Genomic DNA, 22,220 nt, shown 5'->3' with positions numbered 1-22,220 from the left:
CCCGGACGGTACCCCATGAACGATGTTGCTCGATCCGCTCTGTGCGAGCGGTTGTTGCCCCAGGCCATCGAGGCTGCGGCACGCACCTACAGTCCCTATTCCCGATTCCCCGTCGGGGCGGCGCTGCTCACCCATGACGGCCAGGTGATCCTCGGCTGCAACGTGGAAAACGGCTCCTACGGCCTGACCAACTGCGCCGAGCGCAGCGCGCTGTTCGCCGCCATCAGCCAGGGCCATGCGCCGCGCAGCTTCAAGGCGTTGCTGGTGTTCGCCCCGGAGGTTCCGGTGATCAGCCCCTGCGGCGCCTGCCGTCAGGTGATCAGCGAGCTGATGGCGGCCGACTGCCCGGTGATCTGCTGCGGCAGCGACCCGGAGTCGACCCGCCTGTGGCGCGTCGACGAGCTGCTGCCCGGCGCCTTCGCCCTCTAGAACAACGACAAGAACAACGACGCACAATTCTTCCGGGGAATCCATTTCATGATCGGCATGCTCGGCATCCTGATGTTGCTGGTAATCGCGTACCTGTTGTCGTCCAAGCGCAGCGCCATCAACCTGCGCACGGTCGGCACGGCCTTCGTGCTGCAGGCGGGGTTCGCCGCCTTCGTGCTCTACGTGCCCTGGGGGCAGAACTCCCTGGCGGCCATGTCCAACGTCGTCAGCAGCCTGGAAGACAGCGCCACCAAGGGCATCGACTTCCTCTTCGGCGGGCTGAACAGCGCCAAGATGTTCGACCTGTTCGGTGGCGGCGGCTTCGTCTTCGCCATCAAGGTGCTGCCGGTGATCGTGTTCTTCAGCGCCTTCATTGCGGTGCTCTACTACCTGCGCGTCATGGACGTGATCATCTCGGTGATCGGTGGCGCCCTGCAGCGCGCCATGGGCACCAGCCGCACCGAATCCCTGTCGGCCACCGCCAACATCTTCCTCGGCCAGACCGAGGCGCCGCTGGTGGTGCGCCCCTACATCCCGCACATGACCCGCTCCGAGCTGTTCTCGGTGATGGTCTGTGGCCTGGCCTCCACCGCCGGCTCGGTGATGATCGGCTACGCCAGCCTCGGTGTTGACCTCAAGTACCTGATTGCCGCGAGCCTGATGTCGGCGCCCGGCGGCATGCTCATGGCCAAGCTGATGGAGCCTGAAAGCGAGACGCCCCAGGACCGTCCGGACCTGATCGAGGGCTACGCCGACGACCGTCCGGCCAACGTGCTCGACGCGGCCGCCGCCGGTGCGTCCAGCGGCCTGCAACTGGCGCTGAACGTAGGTGCCATGCTGCTGGTGTTCATCGCTCTGGTGGCGGTGCTCAACAGCCTGATGGGCTGGCTCGGCGGCTTCGTCGGCTACCCCGGCGTGACCCTGCAACTGCTGCTGGGCTACGCCTTCGCTCCGGTGGCCTGGCTGCTTGGCGTGCCCTGGGCCGAAGCCATCCAGGCCGGCGGCTTCATCGGGCAGAAGATCGTGCTCAACGAGTTCGTCGCCTATGTCGACTTCGCCCGCTACATCAATCCGATCCAGGCGTCGGCCGCCGGTGTCGAGGTGCTCAGCGCCCACACCCAGGTGATCGTCACCTTCGCCCTGTGCGGCTTCGCCAACCTGTCCTCCATCGGCATCCTGCTGGGCGGCATGGGGGTGATGGCGCCCAACCGCCGCAAGGACCTCGCCCGGCTCGGGGTGCGCGCGATGATCGCCGGCACCCTGGCTAACCTGATGAGTGCGGCTTTGGCCGGACTGTTCGTTTCGCTCTGAATCACTGCAACGGGATGCCGGCTCATGGCGCATCCCTGGGGAATGTTCTGAATGACTCAATTGACGGATACCGAACTGGCCCGGTTGGCCATCGGCCTGCTGGACCTGACTTCGCTCAACGACGATGACGACGAGACCGCCATCGCCGCCCTCTGCCAGCGCGCACTGACCCCTGAGGGCCGAGTGGCGGCGCTGTGCATCTACCCGCGCTTCATCGGCTTCGCCCGACGGACCCTGGAGAAACTGGGTGCCGGCGACCTGCGTATCGCCACCGTGACCAACTTCCCCCAGGGCGCCGACGACATCGCCGCCGCCGTGCGCGAGACCGCTGCGGCGGTGGTCGATGGCGTGGATGAAGTGGACCTGGTCTACCCCTATCGCGCGCTGCTGGCTGGCGATGCCGAGCGTGGCCGCGAGATGGTCGCCGCCTGCAAGGCCGCGTGCGGGGAGCGGGTGCTGCTCAAGGTGATACTCGAAACCGGCGAACTGGCCGACCCGGAGCTGATCCGCCAGGCCAGCCGCGACGCCATCGCCGCCGGTGCTGACTTCATCAAGACCAGCACCGGCAAGGTGGCGGTCAACGCCACGCCCGAGGCCGCAGCGCTGATGCTCGATGTGATCCGCGAGATGGGCGGCCGGGTGGGCTTCAAGCCGGCAGGGGGGATTCGTACCTTGGCCGATGCGCGCCGCTATATCGAACTGGCGGCCGCTGAGCTGGGCCTGGACTGGATCGATGCCCGTCACCTGCGCCTCGGTGCCTCCAGCCTGCTCGGCGACCTGCTGCGGGTGCTTGGCCAGGCCGATGCCGTTGTATCGGAGGGCTACTGATATGTGGCTGGCGCAGGAAGTGATCCGTCGCAAGCGCGATGGGCTGGAGCTGGCGGGTGAGGACATCCGCCGCTTCGTCGAAGGCATCAGCGATTCCAGCCTCAGCGAGGGCCAGGTGGCCGCCTTCGCCATGGCGGTGCTGCTCAAGGGCATGAGCCTGGATGAGCGCATCGCCCTGACCACCGCCATGCGCGACTCCGGCCAGGTGCTGGAATGGAAGCTGCCCGGCCCGGTGGTGGACAAGCACTCCACCGGTGGTGTGGGCGACCTGGTGAGCCTGGTGCTGGCGCCGTTGCTGGCGGCCTGTGGCTGCTACGTGCCGATGATCTCCGGGCGTGGCCTGGGGCACACCGGCGGCACCCTGGACAAGCTGGAAAGCATCCCCGGCTACTGCACCCGCCCCGACCCCGAGCGCCTGCGCACGGTGGTGGCGGAGGTGGGCTGCGCCATCATCGGCCAGACCGCCGACCTGGCGCCGGCGGACAAGCGCCTGTACGGCATTCGCGATGTCACCGGCACGGTGGAGTCGGTGGACCTGATCACCGCGTCCATCCTGGCGAAGAAGCTCGCCGCCGGGCTCGATGTGCTGATCATGGACGTGAAGAGCGGCAATGGCGCCTTCATGAGCGACCCGCAGCAGGCCGACCTGCTGGCACGCAGCCTGGTGGCAGTGGCCAATGGTGCCGGCGTGCGCACCCGCGCGGTGATCTCCGACATGAACCAGCCGCTGGCCCGTAGCGCCGGCAACGCGTTGGAAGTGGAAGAGGCGCTGGCCCTGCTCAAGGGCGAGGTGCGCAGCCCGCGCCTGTGGGAAGTGACCCTGGTGCTGGCCGAGGAAACCCTGGTGGCCGCCGGGTTGGCGGAGGACTGCGCCCAGGCCCGCGAGCGCCTGCTGCAGGCCTGGCGCGACGGCGCGGCACTGCAACGCTTCAACCTGATGGTCGATGCCCTGGGCGGCCCCGGGGCCTGCATCGCGAGCCCTGGCGCCACCTGCCCTGGGCGCCGGTGGTGCACCCGGTGCATGCCGAGCGCGGCGGTATCGTCCAGGCGGTGGATACCCGCGCCATCGGCCTCGCGGTGGTCGCCCTGGGCGGCGGTCGCAAGCGCCCGGAGGACGAGGTCGACCCGGCGGTGGGCTTCAGCGCGCTGGCGCTGCCCGGGGAAAGGGTCGGAGACGAGCAGCCGCTGGGGCTGGTGCATGCTCGGGATGCCGCCAGCGCCGAGCGTGCAGCAGCGGCCTTGCGCGCGGCCTATCAACTGGGCGATGGCGAGGCACAGGTCGCCGAGCTGATCGGCCAGCGTTACTAGGAGCGGACCATGGGCAGAGCCTTGTTGCTGGTCCTCGACTCCTTCGGTATCGGTGCCACGGCGGATGCCACGCGCTTCGGCGACCAGGGCGCCAACACGCTGCTGCATATCGCCGAAGCCTGTGCCCGTGGCGAAGCGGATGGCCCTCTGCGCATCGGCCCGTTGCATCTGCCCAACCTGGAGCGCCTGGGGCTGGGCCATGCAGCGGCAGCCAGTGCTGGCATCTATGCGCCGGGCTTCGATCCCGAAGCACCTGTCATCGGTGCCCACGGCCATGCCCGCGAGCTGTCCAGCGGCAAGGACACGCCGTCCGGCCACTGGGAGATGGCCGGGGTGCCGGTGCTGTTCGACTGGGGCTACTTCGCCGAGAAACAGCAGAGCTTTCCGCCCGAGCTGCTGGATGCGCTGATCGAACGCGCCGGCTTGCCGGGCATCCTCGGCAACTGCCACGCCTCGGGCACCACCATCCTCGAAGAACTGGGCGAGGCGCACCTGCGCAGCGGCAAGCCCATCTGCTACACCTCGGCGGACAGCGTGTTCCAGATCGCCGCCCACGAGGAGGCGTTCGGCCTGGATCGGCTCTACCAGCTGTGCGAGATCGCCCGTGGGCTGTGCGATGACTGGAACATCGGCCGGGTGATCGCGCGGCCCTTCGTCGGCACCTCCGCTGCCGATTTCCGCCGCACCGGCAACCGCCGTGACTACGCCGTGCCGCCCCCCGCGCCCACCCTGCTGGACCGGCTGGTGGAGGCGGGCGGGCAGGTATTCGCGGTGGGCAAGATCGGCGACATCTTCGCCCACCGGGGCATCAGCCGGCTGTACAAGGGCGACGGCAACGAGGCGCTGTTCGAGGCGACCTTGCAGGCCTTGGCGCAAGCGCCGGAACGCACTCTGGTGTTCGCCAACTTCGTCGATTTCGACATGCTCTTCGGCCACCGCCGCGACATCGCCGGTTACGCGCTGGCGCTGGAGGCTTTCGACCGTCGCCTGCCTGAACTGCTGGCGGCGATGGGGGAGGGCGATGTGCTGATGCTGGCCGCCGACCACGGTTGCGACCCGAGCTGGCCAGGCAGCGACCACACCCGCGAGCACATCCCGGTGCTGGCCTTCGGTGCCGGCATCACGCCCGGCAGCCTGGGCGAGCGCGGCAGCTTCGCCGACATCGGCCAGAGCCTGGCCACCTTCTTCGAATTGCCGGCCTGCGAGCACGGCGAGTCCTTCATTCATCCTGAATCCGGAAACCTGTAGATGGCCACTCCCCATATCACCGCCCTTGCGGGTGACTTTGCCGAAACCGTGCTGATGCCGGGCGACCCGCTGCGGGCGAAGATGATCGCCGACACCTACCTGGCGGACGTCCGCCAGGTGAATGCGGTGCGCAACATGCTGGCCTTCACCGGCTTCTACCAGGGCCAGCGCATCTCGGTGATGGGCTCGGGGATGGGCATCCCCTCGTTGTCGATCTACGCCCACGAGCTGTTCAGCCAGTACGGCGTGCAGCGTATCGTCCGCGTCGGCAGCTGCGGCTCGCTGCAGGACGGCGTGAAGGTGGGCGACTTGGTGATCGCCCAGGGCGCGTCCACTGATTCGGTGGTCAACCGCAAGCGTTTCGGCGGTTTCGACTTTGCCGCCCTGGCCGACTACCGGCTGCTGGAACGCACCGTGCGCCGTGCTGACGAAAGGGGGCAGGCGGTGCACGTGGGCAACGTCTTCTCCGCCGACCTGTTCTACGAGCCGGACCTGGCCTGGGCCGCGCGCATGACGGGCATGGGCGTACTGGCGGTGGAAATGGAGGCTGCCGGGCTCTATGGCGTGGCGGCGGAGCTGGGGCGCCAGGCCCTGGCGGTGCTGACGGTGAGCGACCACCTGATCAGCGGCGAGAAGCTGACCGCCGAGCAGCGCCAGGAAGACTTCCACGACATGGTGCGGCTGACGCTGGACGCCATGACCCTCGATCACTGAGTCATTTCTTTGCGCGTGGGTGCGACGTCCAGGCGCGCCCGGGGGCGCTTCATGCCTGGGCACAGCCATTAGGGGGAAACATGCAGCACAACGGATTTCGTCGGGCGCTGGGCGCCAGTCTCTTCATCGGCAGCCTGCTCTGGGGCGCGCAGGCAGGGGCCTGGGGCCAGCTGGGCCACGCGGTGGTGGCGGATATCGCCGAGGCGCAACTGACGCCAGCGGCCAAGGCCGAGGCCGATCGCCTGCTGGCGCTGGTACGGCAGCAGCACCTTTCCGCTGTCGCCAGCTGGGCGGACAACCTGCGCAACATGCCGGACTTCCAGGCGCTCTGGGAGCAGACCCGCGCGCAGCACTACATCAACTACAAGACCGATGACTGCACCTACCAGGCTCCGCGTGACTGCCCGGACGGCCAGTGCGTGGTGGCGGCCATCGAGCGCAACGCGGCGCTGCTGGCCGACCCCAAGGCGAATGACAACCAGAAGGTCATGGCGCTGATGTTCGTGGTGCATTTCGTGGGTGATATCCACCAGCCGCTGCATAACAGCTATCGCCTGGACAAGGGCGGCAACGACTTCCCGGTGGTGGTCGGCGGCCGCGATTACAACCTGCACAGCGTCTGGGACAGTTACCTGTTGGCAAGCCGGCGCCTGGACCAGGCAGCCTATACGGCGAAGCTGTCCGAGGACCTGCCGAAACCCGAGGTGGGCACTCCCGCGAGTTGGTCGGGGGAGTCCTGCGCCATCGTCCGTGACGACGACCTGTACCCGAAGACCGGCGGCAAGAAGGCCTTCAAGCCTGATGCCTTCAAGCAGTCGAAAAGCGAGGAGTGGGCCCGTCGTGGCACCCAGGGTGGTGACGAGGATGGCGAGGCAGGGGGCAACCAGGACACCCTGGATCGCCGTTACCTGAAGAAATTCCTGCCCCTGGCCGAGCGCCGCGTGCAGGAAGCGGGCATCCGTCTGGCGCTGCTGCTCAACGCCAACCTGCCGGAAGGCGCGCCGAAGAAGTAAGGGGCGGTGCCGCGGGAGTGAAGCGGCGGCACTTTCTCGCAGGCAAAAAAAGACCCGGCAAAATTGCCGGGTCAATAACCGTGATTAGCCTGATGAGGAGATAATCTGAAGAGTCCGACTGCTTGGTCTCCCAGCTTACCGGCTGATCTCGCGACCAGTTGCGGTAATAATAACAATTCTCATTCCACAGTCAAGCATTAGTGCGAATTATTTTCATCTCGCTTTTCGGGCGTCCCCAAAAAACAGAAACCCCAGCGTTTGCCGGGGCCCCTTGTGACGCGAATTCGATCATTCAGCAGGCTTTGCCAGGCGCTGCTGGGTGACTTCCTTGTTCAGCAGGTCGATGCGTCGAGCCATGCTCTCGATCAGGCTGTGAGCGATGCGCGGGTTGCTTTGCATCAGGCTGAGGAACTGGTCCTTGGGGATCACCATCACCGTGCAGGGCTCGCTGGCAACCACGGTGGCGCTGCGTTTCTCACGGGTGAACACGGCCATGGCGCCGAAGATTTCGTCCTTCTGCACGTCACCGACCTTCTGCCCGTCGACGAAGGCTTCGGCGTGCCCTTCGATGATGATGAACACATGATCGGCCTCGTCGCCCTGGTGGATCAGCTCCTCGCCGGCGGCGAAGTGCTGGAAGCCGGTGGCGGGGCGGATTTCGGGCTGCTTGAGGCGGGCGAGGGCGTCGGACAGCAGCGCGGTGTGGCCGATCAGGTACTGGATGAACAGCTCCTGGCCTTTCTCGCTGCCATAGATGTGCTTGAACACGTCGCCGCGCGCATAGGGGATCAGGCTCAGCGGCTCGTCGCTGCGGTAGCGGCAGCTGGGCAGTTCGATGCCTTGGCGCAGGCCTACGAGGTCACCTTCCTGGAGGTAGAACAGCGGGCGTTCGTCGACTAGGGCGTGGAGCAGGCCGTTCTCGATGAGGAACAGTTGATTGCCGGGCAGCACCTTGGCCAGGTCCTCCACTGCATCGAGGCGCAGGGGTGGGCCCGAGGGCTCTAGCCCATCGAGCAGCTGGCCGGGAATGCTTTGCAGTCGGTTGATCAGCTGGTCGGCGTAAGCAGGTTGCTCCCCGAGTAGGTACATGACAGTAATTCCTTGAACTGGCTGGGCGGCTTGGACGCACGAACGTCCCTGAAACAATAGGGCGCATTGCTATCGCAGTAAATCCTCCAACGCCCAGGTTGTGAGCTAGCTCTTGTTGTGGGGCTGCAGTGCATCCAGTTGGCCGTTGAGTTCAGCCTTGTGGCTGGGCGGCAGGTCGTTCCAGTGCACATCCAGCAGCGCACCTTCGATCGCGTAGAGCAGGACCTTGGATGCGCGAAAGCCCCGTGCCCGCACTGCACGATAGGCCCCGACCGCACCCAGGCGGCGCAGGTCCGAGGCGCTGTGGATGCCCACCGCATGCAGCCACTGCGCCGAGGTCTTGCCAAGATTCTTCAGGTGTTGCAGTTCGTCGTTCATCCAGCCTCCTTGCGTTGGTGGGGCGCGAAGGACTCATTACCCGGTTCATCCGGGAAGTGTAGCGGCCATCTGCTATTGCGTGGTCCGGTGGCATCATCCCTGTCCCGCGCCCGGCGGGCGTTGGCCCCTCCAATCCGCTTCTGCGGAGTTCGCGCCCGGATATCAGCGTAGACGGCATCCGCGTGGGCGCTAACCGAGCGGGGCCGATCACAGGTTGGGCGTGGCTACTTGTGGGTGTTGTAGCGCAGGCGGGTGCCGAAATTGACCGACATGAGGATCTCGTCGGCCGCCAGTTCGGTGGGGAAGTAGGCGCCGGATATCTGCGCGTGGGCGATGCTGGCGCCTTCCAGGCTGGCTTCGCGCAGGTCTACGCCGCGCAGGTCGGCGCCGCGGAAATAGGCGTCGGTGAAGTCGATGCGCGCGGCATCGAGGGTGCGCAGGTCGAGCCCGCGGAAATCGCCGGAGGCCAGGTTGATCGAGCCTTCCTTGGGCTTCTGGTCATTGAAACCGACGACATCGTCGTTGTGCAGCAGGCGGTAGAGGGGGCTATCGAGTTGGTGTGGTGTGGTCATGGGTACTCATCCGGTGAGAGTTCACCGGGAGTATAGAACCCATGGCGAGCAGTGCCCGCCATAGGCCTTAGGGCATCGTCCGATCAGAGGCCGGGCAGGTGCTGACGAATGCGCTCGACCAGGCTGTCGAGGCTGCTGGCGTCGTGGGTGTCGATGCGCTTGCTGTGGGTCTGTTCTTCCGCCGTCAGGGCTTCGCGGCTCGCCTGCTGGGCATGCACCACTTCTAGCGTGGCGTCGGAGGGGTCGCCGCCTTGCTGCTTGCGCTGTTCCAGCCAGCCGGCGATGACGGCTTCCGGGGCGTGGCAGTCGAGGATGACGACGGGGGTGCCCACTTGCTCGGCGATATCCTGGGCGGCCTGGCGCTGGGCCTGCTTGAGGTAGGCCGCGTCGATCACCACCGGGAAACCGGCGTGCAGCACGGTTTCCGCCAACTGGTGCAGGTGCTGGTAGGTGCGGGCGGTGGCCTCGGCGCTGTAGATGCCACTGTAGAGGTCGTTCTGCTCGCCCTGCTGCTGGCCGAACAGGCGCTTGCGCTCGACGTCGGAGCGCAGGCGGATGGCGCCGAGGGCTTCCACCAGGCGCAGCGCCACATGGCTCTTGCCGACGGCCGATACGCCGTGGGTGATGGCCATGAAGCGCGAGGGAATGGCGCTGTAGCTTTCCGCCAGGTTGGCGTAGTTGCGGTACTGGCGCAGGGTGGCGGCCTGCTGCACGGCGTCGCTCTGGTGGGCGAGGCTGAACAGGGCGATCTTGGCGCGGACCAGGGCGCGGTAGGCCTTGTAGAAGTTCAGCACCTCCAGGCCCTTGTAGTCGCCGGTCTCTTCCAGGTAGCGGCTGACCAGGCGGCGGGACAGCGACTTGAGGCCGCGGTCCTCCAGGTCCATGGCCAGGAAGCCGATGTCGGCATAGACGTCGGTGAAGCGGAAGGGTTCGTTGAATTCGATGCAGTCGAACAGCACCACCTCGCCTTGGATGAGGGTGGCGTTACCCAGGTGGATGTCGCCATGGCATTCGCGGATCGAACCATTTTTCTTGCGTTCGGCCAGTAGTGGCAGCAGGCGCTCGTAGCTGCTTTGGGCCCAGGCTTCGAGGGCGTCGAGTTGCTGCAGGTCAGCCTTGTTGCTCAGCATCGGGCGGATCTGGTCGAAGTTCTGCTGCACCGGGGCCATGACCATTTCCGGGGTGCCCAGCGGGTGCTCGATGGCGACCTGGGGCGACTCCATGTGGAACTGGGCGATCTGTACGGCCAGGGCGTCGATGTGGGCGGGCGTGAGTTCGCCACGCGACTGCACTTCGCTCAGCAGGTTGGCCTGGGGGAACTGAGCCATGCGGATGGCGAATTCGATGGCCGGGCCTTCGCCGCCCAGCTTCGGGGCGGCTTCGCTGCCGGTGATCGGCAGCACGTCGAGATACAGGTCGTGGGTGAGGCGTTGGTTGAGACGCACCTCTTCACCGCAGAAGCGCTCGCGGGCGGCCAGGTCGGTGAAGTCGAGGAAGCCGAAGTTGACGGGCTTCTTGATCTTATAGGCGTAGGGACCGGTGAGGAGCACCCAGGAGATGTGCGTCTCGATGACCTTGAAGCCTTCCACGGGATGCGGATAGAGGGCGGGGTCTTGCAGGGCGGTAATCAGTGCTTGGCTCACGGTCTTTCCTTGCTGGAGGTGCTGGCAGAGCGGGGGATTATGGCCGCTGTGCACCACTCTGCAAACCGTCAGGAGGCGCCTTCTGGCTGTGGATAAAGTGCGTATAATGCGCCGCCATGACTCGTCCCCGATCCCCCCGCTCCCGTAAAAAGCCCCGCTCCAGCGGCCTCCGTACCCTATTTGGCTGGGGCTTGAAGCTCGGCCTGGTGGGCTTGGTGGTGCTGGCGGGATTCGCCATCTACCTCGACGCCATCGTCCAGGAAAAATTCTCCGGCAAGCGCTGGACGGTTCCGGCCAAGGTCTATGCGCGACCGCTGGAATTGTTCGTTGGCCTGAAGCTGGCCAAGGATGATTTCCTCAAGGAACTCGATGCGTTGGGTTACCGCCGCGAAAGCGCGTCCAGCGGCCCGGGCTCCGCGTCTGTGGCCGGTGCGGCGGTGGAGCTCAATACCCGCGGCTTCCAGTTCTATGAAGGCCCCGAGCCTGCGCAGCGGATCAAGGTGCGTTTCTCCGGCGATTACGTGGCGGGCCTGACTCAGGCCAACGGCAGCAACCTTGCGGTCGCGCGCCTCGAGCCGCTGCTGATCGGTGGCCTCTATCCCGCCCATCATGAGGACCGGGTGCTGATCAAGCTGGACCAGGTTCCGGCCTATCTGGTGGAGACGCTGGTGGCGGTGGAGGACCGTGAGTTCTTCAACCATTGGGGTGTTTCGCTCAAGTCCATCGCGCGTGCGATCTGGGTCAACGCCACCGCCGGCCAGCTGCGCCAGGGCGGCAGCACCCTGACCCAGCAGTTGGTGAAGAACTTCTACCTGACCAACGAGCGCAGCATCAGCCGCAAGGCCACCGAAGCCATGATGGCGGTGTTGCTCGAGGTGCATTACGACAAGCGCGAGATCCTCGAGGCCTACCTCAACGAGGTGTTCCTCGGCCAGGACGGCCAGCGCGCCGTGCACGGCTTCGGTCTTGCCAGCCAGTATTTCTTCAGCCAGCCGCTTTCCGAGCTGAAGCTGCATCAGGTCGCGCTGTTGGTGGGCATGGTCAAGGGCCCGTCGCAGTACAACCCGCGCCGCAACCCGGAGCGCGCGCTGGAGCGCCGTAACCTGGTGCTGGACCTGCTCGCCGAGCAGGGCATCGTCACGCCGGAAGAGGCCGCCGAGGCCAAGGCCAAGCCGCTGGGCGTGACCCAGCGCGGCAGCCTGGCGGACAGTTCGTTCCCGGCCTTCCTCGACCTGGTCAAGCGCCAGCTGCGCCAGGACTACCGTGACGAAGACCTTACCGAGGAAGGGCTGCGCATCTTCACCAGCTTCGACCCGATCCTGCAGCTCAAGGCCGAGTCCGCCCTCGATGAAACCCTCAAGCGCCTATCCGGCCGCAAGGGTGTCGACGAGGTCGAGTCCGCCATGGTAGTCAGCAACCCCGAGACGGGTGAAGTGCAGGCGCTGGTCGGTAGCCGCCAGCCGCGCTTCGCCGGTTTCAACCGCGCCATCGATGCCGTGCGCCCGATCGGCTCGCTGATCAAGCCCGCCGTCTACCTCACCGCCCTAGAGCGGCCCAGCCAGTACACCCTGACCAGTTGGGTGCAGGATGAGCCCTTCTCGGTGAAGGGGCAGGACGGCCAGGTGTGGACGCCGCAGAACTACGACCGTCAGGCCCACGGCAGCATCTACCTGTACCAGGGGCTGGCGAACTCGTACAACCTGTCGACCGCCAAGCTGGGTCTGGAACTGGGCGTGCCGAACGTGCTCAAAACCCTCGAACGACTCGGCGTCTCCCGCGAGTGGCCGGCCTTCCCGTCGATGCTGCTGGGTGCGGGTGCACTGAGCCCGATGGAGGTGGCGACCATGTACCAGACCCTGGCCAATGGCGGCTTCAATACGCCCTTGCGGGGTATTCGCAGCGTGCTGACCGCCGAAGGCGAGCCGCTCAAGCGTTACCCGTTCCAGATCCAGCAGCGCTTCGATCCGGGTGCCATCTACCTGGTGCAGAACGCCATGCAGCGGGTGATGCGTGAGGGCACCGGGCGCTCGGTCTATACCCAGCTGCCCAGCTCGCTGACCCTGGCCGGCAAGACCGGTACCACCAACGACTCCCGTGACAGCTGGTTCGCCGGCTTCAGCCAGGATTTGCTGGCAGTGGTGTGGCTGGGCCGCGACGATAACGGCAAGACGCCACTCACCGGCGCGACGGGTGCGCTGCAGGTCTGGACAGGCTTCATGCGCAAGGCTGATCCGCTGCCGCTGGACATGCCGATGCCGGATAACGTGGTGCAGGCGTGGATCGACCCACACAGCGGCCAGGGCTCTGACTCCAGCTGCCCGGGCGCGGTACAGATGCCGTATATTCGCGGCAGCGAGCCGGCGCCGGGCCAGTCCTGTGGCATGGGTGCGCCAGTGGACTCGGTGATGGACTGGGTCCGTGGCTGGATGCAATGAACCGAAGAGGATCTGATGTGAATAAAGGGTGGATTCCTGCCTTGACCGTTGCGGTCATGCTGACCGGTTGTGCGACTCCTCAGCGAAATGCCATCCCGGTGGTCGACTCCGGTGGCCCGATGTCCGAACAGGAAGAAGGCTCCGGCGGCTACCGCGCCCCGGTCGCGGCCCAGCAGCCTCAATACGATTCCCAGGATTCCGGTGTGGTGGTGATGGTGCCGGGTGGCAGTGGCAGTTCCGCCCAGGCGATGCCGGCGCCGAGCGCGCCCATCAGCGGCTCGATCAGTTCCGGCCCCATCACGCCCGGCCCGATCACCCCGGGACCTTCGAGCTCCGCACCGATCTCCACTGGCAGCTACAGCATGCCTTCCGCGCCGAGCGGCATTCCCAGCGGCGGCAGCCTTGCCGCTGACGAGCAGCTGGATGGCCCAGTGCTGGCGCTGCTGACCACCGCCCAGCAGCAACAGGGCGGTGGCGACCTCAATGGTGCGTCCTCCAGTCTGGAGCGTGCCCAGCGCATCGCCCCGCGCGAGCCGCAGGTGCTTTATCGCCTCGCTGAAGTGCGCCTGGCCCAGGGCGATGCCGCCCAGGCCGAGCAGCTTGCTCGTCGTGGCTTGAGTCTTTCCAATGGCCGCCCGGCGTTGCAGGCGAGTTTGTGGGAGTTGGTCGCCAAATCCCGCGAGCGCCAGGGCGACCCGTCCGGTGCCGCCCAGGCCCGTCAGCGCGCCAAGGTCAGCTCCTGATGGATCCGCGCCTCTCCGAGGTGGCTGAGCAGTTGCTGCTGATCGAGCGCGAACTGCGCGTGCTCGGTTGGTGGGCGGACGCCGCGCCCAGCGCAGAAGCGCTTTCCAGCCCGGAGCCGTTTTGCGTCGATACGCTGGCGTTCGACGAGTGGTTGCAGTGGATCTTCCTGCCGAAGATGAAAATCATCTTGGAATCCGGGGCCGATCTGCCCCAGGCGTCGGGGATTCGCCCGATGGCCGAGATGGCCTTCCGTGAGCATCCGGTGGAGGTGCGAGCCTTGCTGGAGTCGCTCGGGGAGTTCGATCGGTTGATCGGTTGAGACATGAATGCGGCGCCGAGAGGCGCCGCAGTTCTATGGGTCAGTTGCAGTTCTCGTCTATCGACTTCTTGGTTTCTGCCATCTTGGCCTGGCGTTCTTCTTCGCCCAGGAAACGCAGCTGACCGTTCTCTTCCACGCGCACGCGCGGGTTGTTCTGCAGTTGCGCGAGGTTGGTGCGCATGGTGTCGCAGTACTTCTTGCGCTCGGCTTCCTGCTTGGCGACGTCGCTTTTCACCTTCTCGTCCAGCGCCTTCTGCTGCTCATCGCTGCTGGCCTTGCCAGGTTTGGCGGGCGCTGGCGTAGCGGCCTTTTCCTCGGCCTTGGGCTGGACGGGGTAGGGGTTCTCGAACGTGGGTTTGACTTCCTTGGGCTGCGCGGCGCCGGTGCTGACCGACGTGGCATCCTGCCCTTGGGGCGGCTGCGCGCCGAAGTGGGTTACACCTTGCGCGTCCACCCATTTGTAGACCTGGCTGGCCATGACAGAACCGCTCAGGGCGAGCAGCAGGCTGCCTGTGAGAATGATGCGCCGCATGTTGTTTCCTTGTGATCGACTCGAGACCTGGCAATTACTATAACCAAAACCCGCCTATCGTCATGCTGCTACGTGTCACAGGCTTGTGATGCAAGAAACACTGATGGATTACTTGACTTGTCGCACGCTTATCCGAAGAATCCGTGGTTCGCTGTTTCAGTGGGCCGGCCGCAAGTCGGTAGCTGCCGCAGTCGATGAGGTGCATACCCGCGCCGACCTGTTACACCCGCAACGCGTTACCTCGCGCTGGGTGGGAAAGTCCCGCAACAACTCTCAGGGGCCGACCCGATGCTTGCTCAGTCAGTAGCTGATGGAGTTCGACTACCCGTCGTGCACGTCACTGCTTGCAAGCAAACCTATTTCAGGCCGTCCGGTGCGGGCGGTTTACTGGCGTTTTAGAGGTGAACAACGTGGAGCTTTTATCTGGCGCTGAAATGGTCGTCCGCTCGTTGCGTGACGAAGGCGTTAAGTACATCTACGGGTACCCGGGTGGTGCCCTCCTGCATATCTACGATGCCCTGTTCAAGGAAAGTGACGTCACCCATATCCTGGTGCGCCATGAGCAGGCTGCTACCCATATGGCCGACGGCTATGCCCGCGCTACCGGCAAGCCCGGCGTGGTGCTGGTGACGTCCGGCCCCGGTGCGACGAACGCCATCACCGGCATCGCCACCGCCTATATGGACTCCATCCCGATGGTCGTGCTGTCCGGTCAGGTGCCGAGCGGCATGGTAGGCACCGATGCCTTCCAGGAAACCGACATGGTCGGTATCTCCCGTCCGATCGTGAAGCACAGCTTCATCATCAAGCATCCTTCGGAAATCCCCGAAGTGATCAAGAAGGCCTTCTATCTCGCCCAGTCCGGCCGTCCTGGCCCGGTCGTGGTCGATATTCCGAAGGACATGGGCGATCCGACCCAGAAGTTCGAATACAGCTACCCGAAGAAGGTCAAGCTGCGCTCGTACAGCCCTGCCGTTCGTGGTCATTCCGGCCAGATCCGCAAGGCGGCCGAGATGCTGCTGGCTGCCAAGCGTCCGATCCTGTACGCCGGTGGCGGCGTGATCATGGGCGGCGCTTCCGAGCCTCTGACCGAACTGGCGAAGATGCTCAACCTCCCGGTGACCAACACCCTGATGGGCCTCGGCGCCTACCCGGGCATGGATCGCCAGTTCGTTGGCATGCTCGGCATGCACGGCAGCTACACCGCCAACCTGGCGATGCACCACGCTGACGTGATCCTGGCTGTCGGCGCGCGTTTCGATGACCGTGTGATCAACGGCGCGAGCAAGTTCTGCCCGAACGCCAAGATCATCCACATCGACATCGACCCGGCTTCGATCTCCAAGACCATCAAGGCCGATATCCCGATCGTGGGGCCGGTGGACAGCGTCCTCACCGAGATGGTCGCCATCCTCAAGGAAATCGGCGAGACCCCGAACAAGGAGACCGTCGCCAGCTGGTGGAAGCAGATCGAAGAGTGGCGCGGTGACCGCGGCCTGTTCCCCTATGAAATGGGCGACGGCAGCATCATCAAGCCGCAGACCGTCATCGAGACCCTGTGCGATGTCACCAAGGGTGATGCCTATGTGGCGTCCGATGTGGGCCAGCACCAGATGTTCGCGGCGCAGTACTACCGCTTCAACAAGCCCAATCGCTGGATCAACTCCGGTGGCCTCGGCACCATGGGCTTCGGCTTCCCGGCGGCGATGGGCGTGAAGCTCAACTTCCCGGATGCCGATGTGGCGTGCGTGACCGGTGAAGGCAGCATCCAGATGAACATCCAGGAACTGTCCACCTGCCTGCAGTACGACCTGCCGGTGAAGATCATCAACCTCAACAACGGTGCCTTGGGCATGGTCCGCCAGTGGCAGGACATGCAGTACAACAGCCGTTACTCGCACTCCTACATGGAGTCGCTGCCGGACTTCGTCAAGCTGGTTGAAGCCTATGGCCACGTTGGCATGCGCATCACCGACCTGAAGGATCTGAAGCCGAAGATGGAAGAAGCGTTCGCGCTGAAGAATCGCCTGGTGTTCCTCGATATCCAGGTCGATCCGAGCGAACACGTCTACCCGATGCAGATCCGGGATGGCGCCATGCGCGATATGTGGCTGAGCAAGACGGAGCGGACCTGAACATGCGACACATCATTTCCCTGTTGCTGGAGAACGAACCCGGTGCGCTGTCCCGTGTCGTCGGCCTGTTCTCCCAACGCAACTACAACATCGAAAGCCTGACCGTAGCGCCCACCGAGGATCCGACCCTGTCGCGTCTGACGCTGACCACCGTTGGCCAGGACGATGTGATCGAGCAGATCACCAAGAACCTCAACAAGCTGATCGAAGTGGTCAAGCTGGTGGACCTGTCGGAGAGCGCTCACATCGAGCGCGAGCTGATGCTGGTAAAAGTGAAGGCTACTGGCGCCCAGCGCGCCGAGGTCAAGCGCACCACCGACATCTTCCGCGGGCAGATCGTCGATGTGACCAGTAGCGTCTACACCATCCAGCTGGCCGGTACGTCCGACAAGCTGGACAGCTTCATCCAGGCGATCGGCACCGCGTCGATCCTCGAGACCGTGCGCAGTGGCGTTACCGGCATTGCCCGTGGGGACAAGGTGCTGAGCATCTGATCGCCATGCTGTGTTGAAGAGCCCCGCCTTGTGCGGGGTTTTTATTGCCCGGATTTACTGGCGACGATTCCAGAAGGCGGCGATTAGCGGATCCTTGAGGCGTTTTTCCAGGGCGAACAGGCCGATGTCGTAGGCGGTCAATGGAGGCTGGATGTCGTAGATGCGGATGCGCTCGGTCAGCGGGCTGTTGTCGAGCACGATCTGCGGAACCACGCCGATGCCGAACCCCAGGCTCACCATGCTGACGATGGCTTCGTTCCCCGCCACCTGGGCGTAGATACGCGGCTTGATGCTGTGGCTTTTCAGCCAGCGCTCGGTGCGCGTTCTGGCCAGGCCTTCTTCCGAGAGAATCATCGGCACGTCCTTCCAGCTTTGCGCTGTGGGCTGCCTCAGCTGTTCCTCGCTCAGTAACTGAGGTGACTGTGGTCCGATGAAGCGTAGCTCCGAACGGGTGATTGACTGGAAGTCGATGCCGGCTGGCAGGTTGTCGGGCCGGGCGCCGATGGAGAGGTCCTCCAGCCCCTGTTGTACCCGCTCGACCGCCTTGGCGGGGTCGCCGGTGTGCAGCTTCATTTCGATGCGAGGGTAGTCCTGGCGGAAGCTGCTGAGGATGTCGTAGAGGAAGCTGTAGCTTGCCGTCACCGAGCAATACAGGGAGAGCTCGCCGTGCAGGTCCACCTGGTCCTGCATGAACCGCTGGCGGATGGCGTGCCAGCCGCTCATGACCTCGCTGGCATACTCGCGGAACTGCTGCCCCTCTCGGGTCAGCTGGACCGAACGGTTGTCGCGTACGAACAGGGGCGCGCCGACTTCGTCTTCGAGCTGCTTGATGCTTCGGCTGAGTGCAGAGGGGCTGACATGCTGTTCGCGGCTGGTTTTGCCGAAGTGCAGGTTATCTGCCAGGGAAAGGAAGAGCCTGAGCGAGTGGTTGTCCATGAGTGTTTCATTTACAGGCACATGACGTTGCGAATATATCATTTTACGCAACGGGTCCGATCGCTTAATGTGCCTCTGTCGCGGTGCGCGCACCCCATCCCTTTCGTTTTAGAAGAGTCATGAACATGAAAGTTTATTACGACAAAGACTGTGACCTCTCGATCATCCAGGGCAAGAAAGTAGCCATCATCGGTTACGGCTCCCAGGGTCATGCTCATGCCTGCAACCTGAAAGACTCCGGTGTCGACGTAACCGTCGGCCTGCGCCCGGGCTCCGCCACCGTCGCCAAGGCTCAAGCCCATGGCCTGACCGTGAAGAGCGTGCCGGAAGCCGTTGCCGCCGCTGACCTGGTCATGATCCTGACCCCCGACGAATTCCAGTCCAAGCTGTACAAGGACGAAGTCGAGCCGAACCTGAAGAAAGGCGCCACCCTGGCTTTCGCCCACGGCTTCGCCATCCACTACAACCAGGTCGTCCCGCGTGCCGACCTCGACGTGATCATGATCGCGCCGAAGGCCCCGGGCCACACCGTACGCTCCGAGTTCGTCAAGGGCGGCGGCATCCCTGACCTGGTCGCCATCTACCAGGACGCTTCCGGCAATGCCAAGAACGTTGCCCTGTCCTACGCCTGCGGCGTTGGCGGCGGCCGTACCGGCATCATCGAAACCACCTTCAAGGACGAGACCGAAACCGACCTGTTCGGCGAGCAAGCCGTTCTCTGCGGCGGTTGCGTCGAGCTGGTCAAAGCCGGTTTCGAAACCCTGGTCGAAGCTGGCTACGCGCCGGAAATGGCCTACTTCGAGTGCCTGCACGAACTGAAACTGATCGTAGACCTCATGTACGAAGGCGGCATCGCCAACATGAACTACTCGATCTCCAACAACGCCGAATACGGCGAGTACGTGACCGGTCCGGAAGTCATCAACGCCGAATCCCGTCAGGCCATGCGCAACGCTCTGAAGCGCATTCAGGACGGCGAATACGCCAAGATGTTCATCCAGGAAGGTGCTTCGAACTACGCGTCGATGACCGCCTACCGCCGTAACAACGCTGCTCACCCGATCGAGCAGGTTGGTGAGCGTCTGCGTGCGATGATGCCGTGGATCTCCGCGAACAAGATCGTCGACAAGACCAAGAACTAAGGTCTCGCGCGGTTGAAGAAGAAACGCGGCTACGGCCGCGTTTTTTCATGGTGCTCCCGCTTCTGGTATAAAGCCTGATTACCGGGCACGTGACGCGAACCAGCCTGTTGCATCCCGGTCAAATTCATTCGCATACCTCGCAAGGATGTTGTTCATGAGTGACCGTCCCGAAGAGCCGAACGAGGCTCCCGACGCCGAAAGCCTGCTGCCGATCGACGAGCATGTCGAAGAGGGGCACGATGATGAGGGTCGCAAGGTCCGTCATCGCGGCATCTATCTGCTGCCCAACCTGTTCACGACTGCCAACCTGTTCGCCGGCTTCTACGCGATCATCAACGCCATGAACGGAAACTTCTCCGTCGCGGCTGCCACCATCTTCGTTGCCATGGTGCTCGACAGTCTCGATGGGCGGGTTGCGCGCCTGACCAATACCCAGAGTGCATTCGGCGCCGAGTACGACTCGCTCTCGGACATGGTCGCCTTCGGCGTCGCACCCGCGCTGTTGGCATTCGAATGGGCACTGAGTGGGCTCAACAGCGTTGGCCTGACGGTTGCTTTCATCTATGTGGCAGGTGCGGCTCTGCGCCTCGCGCGCTTCAACACTCAGATCGGCAAGACCGACAAGCGCTACTTCATTGGTTTGGCCAGCCCGGCCGCTGCCGGTGTTGTTGCTGGTACGGTTTGGGCGTTCAGCGACTTCGGTATCAAGGGCTCGAACATGTCCTTCATCGTCGCCCTGCTGGTAGCGGCTGCCGGCATGCTGATGGTCAGCAACGTCAAGTACTACAGCTTCAAGGACCTTGACCTGAAGGGGCGCGTCCCGTTCGTGGCCATCCTGGTGGTGGTGCTGGCTTTCGCCGTGGTGTTCAGCGACCCGCCGCGCATCCTGCTGCTGATCTTCCTTGCTTACGCAGCCTCCGGCCCAGTGCAATACTTGCTGCAACTGCGTCGCCGCAAGCGCGTCGAGTGATGTAATTTCCTCCCGGCTCCGCAGTCTACTGGGCAACCCATGCCGTAACTGTGGAGCCGTCATGCTGATCAGAACTCCCGCCGCGTCTTCCTCCCGGGAAGATGAAGTCACCCCTGAATCCATCTACCTCTCGCGTCGCGCCTTCATGGCGGGGGTGGGGGCTGCCGCCGCACTTTCTTCCCTTCCTGGTCAGGCTGCCGAGGCAGCAGCCTATGCCGATGTCGAGCCGGCTAACGCGCCTGCCTGGTTCTCGGGCAAGTTGCAGGATGCCCGTTGGCAGGCGATCACCGCCGGGAACGAGGCGGTGACGCCCTTCAAGGATGCCACCCACTACAACAACTTCTACGAATTCGGCACCAACAAGGGTGACCCTTCCCGCTACGCAGACAAGCTCAGCGTCGAACCCTGGCAGGTGAAGATCGATGGTGAAGTGGGTAAACCAGGCGCTTACTCGCTTGAAGACCTGCTGAAGCCTCATCGACTCGAAGAGCGCATCTACCGGCTGCGCTGCGTGGAGGGGTGGTCGATGGTCATCCCCTGGTTGGGCTTCCCGCTGGCGGATCTTTTGCAATTGGTGGAGCCCAACGGGAATGCGAAGTTCGTGCGTTTCGAGACACGGCTGGCTCCTGATGAGATGGCCGGCGTTCGTTCGGGCTTCTCGTTGATCGATTGGCCTTATATAGAAGGGCTGCGTTTGGATGAGGCGATGCATCCGCTCACGTTGCTGGCTGTTGGCATGTATGGACGTGTGCTGCCTAACCAGAATGGGGCACCGTTGCGTTTGGTGGTGCCGTGGAAGTATGGCTTCAAGAGCATCAAATCCATTGTGCGCATCAGCCTGGTGGCCGAGCAGCCGAAGACGACCTGGGAGGCTATTGCGCCCAACGAGTACGGTTTCTATTCCAATGTGAATCCTGAAGTGGATCATCCACGTTGGAGCCAGGCTCATGAGCGGCGTCTTCCCAGTGGCTTGTTCAGCCCTAACGTGATTCCGACGCGGATGTTCAATGGCTATGACGAGGTGGCCACTCTCTATAGCGGCCTCGATCTGCGGAAATACTACTGATGCGCTATCGACTGTGGCGCGTGGCGGTTTTCCTGGCGGCGTTGGTTCCTCCTTCCCTATGGGTGTATCAGGCCTGGATCTTTGACCTGGGCCCGGACCCGGGAAAGACGCTTGTCGATCGCCTTGGACTCGGCGCGCTTTGGCTCCTGCTGATCACTCTTGGGATGACGCCATTGCAAAAGCTGACGGGATGGGGCGGCTGGATTGCCGTTCGCCGGCAGCTGGGGCTTTGGTGCTTCGCCTATGTGGTCTTCCATATAAGTGCCTACGCGGTATTCCTGCTTGGCCTGGATCTGGGCCAGTTGGCGAAAGACCTGAGTAAGCGCCCTTACATTATCGTGGGTGCACTGGCCTTCTTCATGCTTCTTGTCCTGGCGGTGACGTCCAACCGGTACAGCATTCGGAAGCTCGGTAGGCGCTGGAAGCAGCTGCATAGGCTCGTCTACCTGATTCTCGGGCTGGCCTTGTTGCATATGCTTTGGGTGGTGCGTGCGGATATGGCTGAGTGGGCGGGCTATGCCATTGCCGGGAGCGCGCTTTTTGCGCTGCGTCTGCCGGTAATCTCCCGGAGGCTCAAGCGGCCAGTTCCGGGGCCTGCAGAGAAGATGACGAAAAGATTTCAATAAAGTGTTGACGTGCTGTTTCTGATCCCTATAATGCGCACCACTTCCACAGCAGAAGCCAAGAAAAACCTCTTGTAAATCAAAAGGTTAAGTAATGGTGGGGTGGTTCGATCTAGGTCGAATCGATGCGATGGAAGGGTGGTGCCAGGTTGGGTTTTGGTGTCGCCAGCCTCTTCCGGATGAGTTCGAAAGAAGCTGAAAAAGAGGTGTTGACAGCGAGTTGAAACGCTGTAGAATTCGCCTCCCGCTGATGTGAAGCGAAAGATTCACGGAAAGCGCAAGTCGTTGAGT

General features: G+C 63.8%; 22 protein-coding genes and 1 pseudogene. 17 read left to right on the top strand and 6 right to left on the bottom strand.

The annotated features are described in order from the left end of the window. Positions 1–15 precede the first annotated feature (15 nt). The 8 genes and pseudogenes from cdd (at position 16) to PSm6_RS06035 (ending at position 6,851) form a co-directional block, all read left to right on the top strand. A complete protein-coding gene (gene cdd / locus PSm6_RS06070) occupies positions 16–429 on the top strand; it encodes a cytidine deaminase (RefSeq protein ID WP_031287624.1) in 414 nt (137 codons plus the stop codon). 48 nt (positions 430–477) lie between these two features. Continuing rightward, entirely contained in the window at positions 478–1,740 is a 1,263-nt protein-coding gene (locus PSm6_RS06065; RefSeq protein WP_021219300.1) for a NupC/NupG family nucleoside CNT transporter, read from the top strand. A 51-nt stretch (positions 1,741–1,791) separates the two neighbouring features. Further along, complete coding sequence (deoC, locus tag PSm6_RS06060; protein WP_265169753.1) at positions 1,792–2,568, top strand: deoxyribose-phosphate aldolase; 777 nt, start codon at positions 1,792–1,794, stop codon at positions 2,566–2,568. Beyond that, positions 2,474–3,487 (top strand): annotated as a pseudogene (locus tag PSm6_RS06055) (thymidine phosphorylase); the annotation flags it as partial. The gene deoC and the pseudogene PSm6_RS06055, both read left to right, overlap by 95 nt. After that, on the top strand, positions 3,376–3,876 hold the full coding sequence (locus PSm6_RS30335) for a hypothetical protein (protein ID WP_307735142.1): 501 nt from the start codon (positions 3,376–3,378) through the stop codon (positions 3,874–3,876). The pseudogene PSm6_RS06055 and the gene PSm6_RS30335, both read left to right, overlap by 112 nt. A 9-nt stretch (positions 3,877–3,885) precedes the next feature. Further along, positions 3,886–5,124 (top strand): phosphopentomutase, encoded by a 1,239-nt coding sequence (locus tag PSm6_RS06045; protein WP_265169751.1) that lies wholly within the window; start codon positions 3,886–3,888, stop codon positions 5,122–5,124. Then, positions 5,125–5,838 carry a purine-nucleoside phosphorylase gene (gene deoD, locus PSm6_RS06040; protein WP_265169750.1) on the top strand — a complete coding sequence of 238 codons (714 nt, stop codon included), beginning with the start codon at positions 5,125–5,127 and terminating at the stop codon, positions 5,836–5,838. Positions 5,839–5,918: 80 nt separating this feature from the next. After that, positions 5,919–6,851, top strand: a complete 933-nt coding sequence (locus PSm6_RS06035) for a S1/P1 nuclease (protein ID WP_265169749.1) — start codon at positions 5,919–5,921, stop codon at positions 6,849–6,851. 288 nt (positions 6,852–7,139) lie between these two features. Here the strand turns inward: PSm6_RS06035 and PSm6_RS06030 are convergent, their stop codons facing one another. From PSm6_RS06030 to PSm6_RS06015, 4 genes are all read right to left on the bottom strand, one after another. After that, positions 7,140–7,940 (bottom strand): cyclic nucleotide-binding domain-containing protein, encoded by an 801-nt coding sequence (locus tag PSm6_RS06030; RefSeq protein WP_043244433.1) that lies wholly within the window; start codon positions 7,938–7,940, stop codon positions 7,140–7,142. A 105-nt stretch (positions 7,941–8,045) separates the two neighbouring features. Then, positions 8,046–8,318, bottom strand: a complete 273-nt coding sequence (locus tag PSm6_RS06025) for a TfoX/Sxy family protein (RefSeq protein WP_021219293.1) — start codon at positions 8,316–8,318, stop codon at positions 8,046–8,048. 224 nt (positions 8,319–8,542) lie between these two features. Continuing rightward, a complete protein-coding gene (locus tag PSm6_RS06020) occupies positions 8,543–8,890 on the bottom strand; it encodes a pentapeptide repeat-containing protein (protein ID WP_021219292.1) in 348 nt (115 codons plus the stop codon). An 83-nt stretch (positions 8,891–8,973) separates the two neighbouring features. Further along, positions 8,974–10,533, bottom strand: a complete 1,560-nt coding sequence (locus tag PSm6_RS06015) for a bifunctional aminoglycoside phosphotransferase/ATP-binding protein (RefSeq protein ID WP_265169748.1) — start codon at positions 10,531–10,533, stop codon at positions 8,974–8,976. A 116-nt stretch (positions 10,534–10,649) separates the two neighbouring features. Between PSm6_RS06015 and mrcB the strand changes: the two genes are divergently transcribed. From mrcB to PSm6_RS06000, 3 genes are read left to right on the top strand one after another with little or no spacing between them, the layout of a single operon-like run. Then, on the top strand, positions 10,650–12,968 hold the full coding sequence (mrcB, locus tag PSm6_RS06010; RefSeq protein WP_265169747.1) for a penicillin-binding protein 1B: 2,319 nt from the start codon (positions 10,650–10,652) through the stop codon (positions 12,966–12,968). A 17-nt stretch (positions 12,969–12,985) separates the two neighbouring features. Further along, complete coding sequence (locus PSm6_RS06005; protein ID WP_265169746.1) at positions 12,986–13,711, top strand: tetratricopeptide repeat protein; 726 nt, start codon at positions 12,986–12,988, stop codon at positions 13,709–13,711. Next, positions 13,711–14,031, top strand: a complete 321-nt coding sequence (locus PSm6_RS06000; protein ID WP_265169745.1) for a YqcC family protein — start codon at positions 13,711–13,713, stop codon at positions 14,029–14,031. Before PSm6_RS06005 ends, PSm6_RS06000 begins: the two co-directional genes overlap by 1 nt. 40 nt (positions 14,032–14,071) lie before the next feature. Here PSm6_RS06000 and PSm6_RS05995 read toward each other — a convergent pair whose 3' ends face one another. Further along, positions 14,072–14,563 carry a DUF4124 domain-containing protein gene (locus tag PSm6_RS05995; RefSeq protein WP_184490939.1) on the bottom strand — a complete coding sequence of 164 codons (492 nt, stop codon included), beginning with the start codon at positions 14,561–14,563 and terminating at the stop codon, positions 14,072–14,074. 410 nt (positions 14,564–14,973) lie between these two features. Here PSm6_RS05995 and PSm6_RS05990 point away from each other — a divergent pair, with 410 nt between their 5' ends. Together PSm6_RS05990 and ilvN are read left to right on the top strand one after the other, a co-directional pair. Further along, positions 14,974–16,698 carry an acetolactate synthase 3 large subunit gene (locus PSm6_RS05990; protein ID WP_043244472.1) on the top strand — a complete coding sequence of 575 codons (1,725 nt, stop codon included), beginning with the start codon at positions 14,974–14,976 and terminating at the stop codon, positions 16,696–16,698. 2 nt (positions 16,699–16,700) lie between these two features. Beyond that, positions 16,701–17,192, top strand: coding sequence for an acetolactate synthase small subunit (ilvN, locus tag PSm6_RS05985; protein ID WP_021219285.1), 492 nt, complete (start codon positions 16,701–16,703; stop codon positions 17,190–17,192). 54 nt (positions 17,193–17,246) lie between these two features. Here ilvN and ilvY read toward each other — a convergent pair whose 3' ends face one another. After that, a complete protein-coding gene (gene ilvY / locus PSm6_RS05980) occupies positions 17,247–18,128 on the bottom strand; it encodes an HTH-type transcriptional activator IlvY (RefSeq protein ID WP_021219284.1) in 882 nt (293 codons plus the stop codon). 125 nt (positions 18,129–18,253) lie between these two features. Between ilvY and ilvC the strand changes: the two genes are divergently transcribed. From ilvC to msrQ, 4 genes are all read left to right on the top strand, one after another. Next, complete coding sequence (gene ilvC, locus PSm6_RS05975) at positions 18,254–19,270, top strand: ketol-acid reductoisomerase (RefSeq protein WP_021219283.1); 1,017 nt, start codon at positions 18,254–18,256, stop codon at positions 19,268–19,270. 154 nt (positions 19,271–19,424) lie between these two features. Next, a complete protein-coding gene (gene pssA / locus PSm6_RS05970) occupies positions 19,425–20,240 on the top strand; it encodes a CDP-diacylglycerol--serine O-phosphatidyltransferase (RefSeq protein WP_021219282.1) in 816 nt (271 codons plus the stop codon). Between the two features lie 61 nt (positions 20,241–20,301). Then, positions 20,302–21,306 carry a protein-methionine-sulfoxide reductase catalytic subunit MsrP gene (msrP, locus tag PSm6_RS05965; RefSeq protein WP_265169744.1) on the top strand — a complete coding sequence of 335 codons (1,005 nt, stop codon included), beginning with the start codon at positions 20,302–20,304 and terminating at the stop codon, positions 21,304–21,306. Then, the gene (gene msrQ / locus PSm6_RS05960) at positions 21,306–21,932 is read left to right on the top strand and encodes a protein-methionine-sulfoxide reductase heme-binding subunit MsrQ (RefSeq protein WP_265169743.1); all 627 of its coding nucleotides are present in this window, start codon (positions 21,306–21,308) and stop codon (positions 21,930–21,932) included. The genes msrP and msrQ overlap by 1 nt, the downstream gene beginning before the upstream one ends. Positions 21,933–22,220: the final 288 nt, after the last annotated feature.

The sequence above is a fragment of the Pseudomonas solani genome (assembly GCF_026072635.1).
Lineage (GTDB): Bacteria > Pseudomonadota > Gammaproteobacteria > Pseudomonadales > Pseudomonadaceae > Metapseudomonas > Metapseudomonas solani.
The sequence above is the reverse complement of the archived record's forward strand: the minus strand, read 5'-3'. Positions and strand labels throughout refer to the sequence as shown.

What these genes read in the sequence shown, in the direction of transcription:
- cdd (WP_031287624.1), top strand. Translation starts at nt 16, where the DNA reads ATGAACGATGTTGCTCGATCCGCTCTGTGCGAGCGGTTGTTGCCCCAG.
- PSm6_RS06065 (WP_021219300.1), top strand. Translation starts at nt 478, where the DNA reads ATGATCGGCATGCTCGGCATCCTGATGTTGCTGGTAATCGCGTACCTG.
- deoC (WP_265169753.1), top strand. Translation starts at nt 1,792, where the DNA reads ATGACTCAATTGACGGATACCGAACTGGCCCGGTTGGCCATCGGCCTG.
- PSm6_RS06045 (WP_265169751.1), top strand. Translation starts at nt 3,886, where the DNA reads ATGGGCAGAGCCTTGTTGCTGGTCCTCGACTCCTTCGGTATCGGTGCC.
- deoD (WP_265169750.1), top strand. Translation starts at nt 5,125, where the DNA reads ATGGCCACTCCCCATATCACCGCCCTTGCGGGTGACTTTGCCGAAACC.
- PSm6_RS06035 (WP_265169749.1), top strand. Translation starts at nt 5,919, where the DNA reads ATGCAGCACAACGGATTTCGTCGGGCGCTGGGCGCCAGTCTCTTCATC.
- PSm6_RS06030 (WP_043244433.1), bottom strand. Translation starts at nt 7,940, where the DNA reads ATGTACCTACTCGGGGAGCAACCTGCTTACGCCGACCAGCTGATCAAC.
- PSm6_RS06025 (WP_021219293.1), bottom strand. Translation starts at nt 8,318, where the DNA reads ATGAACGACGAACTGCAACACCTGAAGAATCTTGGCAAGACCTCGGCG.
- PSm6_RS06020 (WP_021219292.1), bottom strand. Translation starts at nt 8,890, where the DNA reads ATGACCACACCACACCAACTCGATAGCCCCCTCTACCGCCTGCTGCAC.
- mrcB (WP_265169747.1), top strand. Translation starts at nt 10,650, where the DNA reads ATGACTCGTCCCCGATCCCCCCGCTCCCGTAAAAAGCCCCGCTCCAGC.
- PSm6_RS06000 (WP_265169745.1), top strand. Translation starts at nt 13,711, where the DNA reads ATGGATCCGCGCCTCTCCGAGGTGGCTGAGCAGTTGCTGCTGATCGAG.
- PSm6_RS05995 (WP_184490939.1), bottom strand. Translation starts at nt 14,563, where the DNA reads ATGCGGCGCATCATTCTCACAGGCAGCCTGCTGCTCGCCCTGAGCGGT.
- ilvN (WP_021219285.1), top strand. Translation starts at nt 16,701, where the DNA reads ATGCGACACATCATTTCCCTGTTGCTGGAGAACGAACCCGGTGCGCTG.
- ilvY (WP_021219284.1), bottom strand. Translation starts at nt 18,128, where the DNA reads ATGGACAACCACTCGCTCAGGCTCTTCCTTTCCCTGGCAGATAACCTG.
- ilvC (WP_021219283.1), top strand. Translation starts at nt 18,254, where the DNA reads ATGAAAGTTTATTACGACAAAGACTGTGACCTCTCGATCATCCAGGGC.
- pssA (WP_021219282.1), top strand. Translation starts at nt 19,425, where the DNA reads ATGAGTGACCGTCCCGAAGAGCCGAACGAGGCTCCCGACGCCGAAAGC.
- msrP (WP_265169744.1), top strand. Translation starts at nt 20,302, where the DNA reads ATGCTGATCAGAACTCCCGCCGCGTCTTCCTCCCGGGAAGATGAAGTC.
- msrQ (WP_265169743.1), top strand. Translation starts at nt 21,306, where the DNA reads ATGCGCTATCGACTGTGGCGCGTGGCGGTTTTCCTGGCGGCGTTGGTT.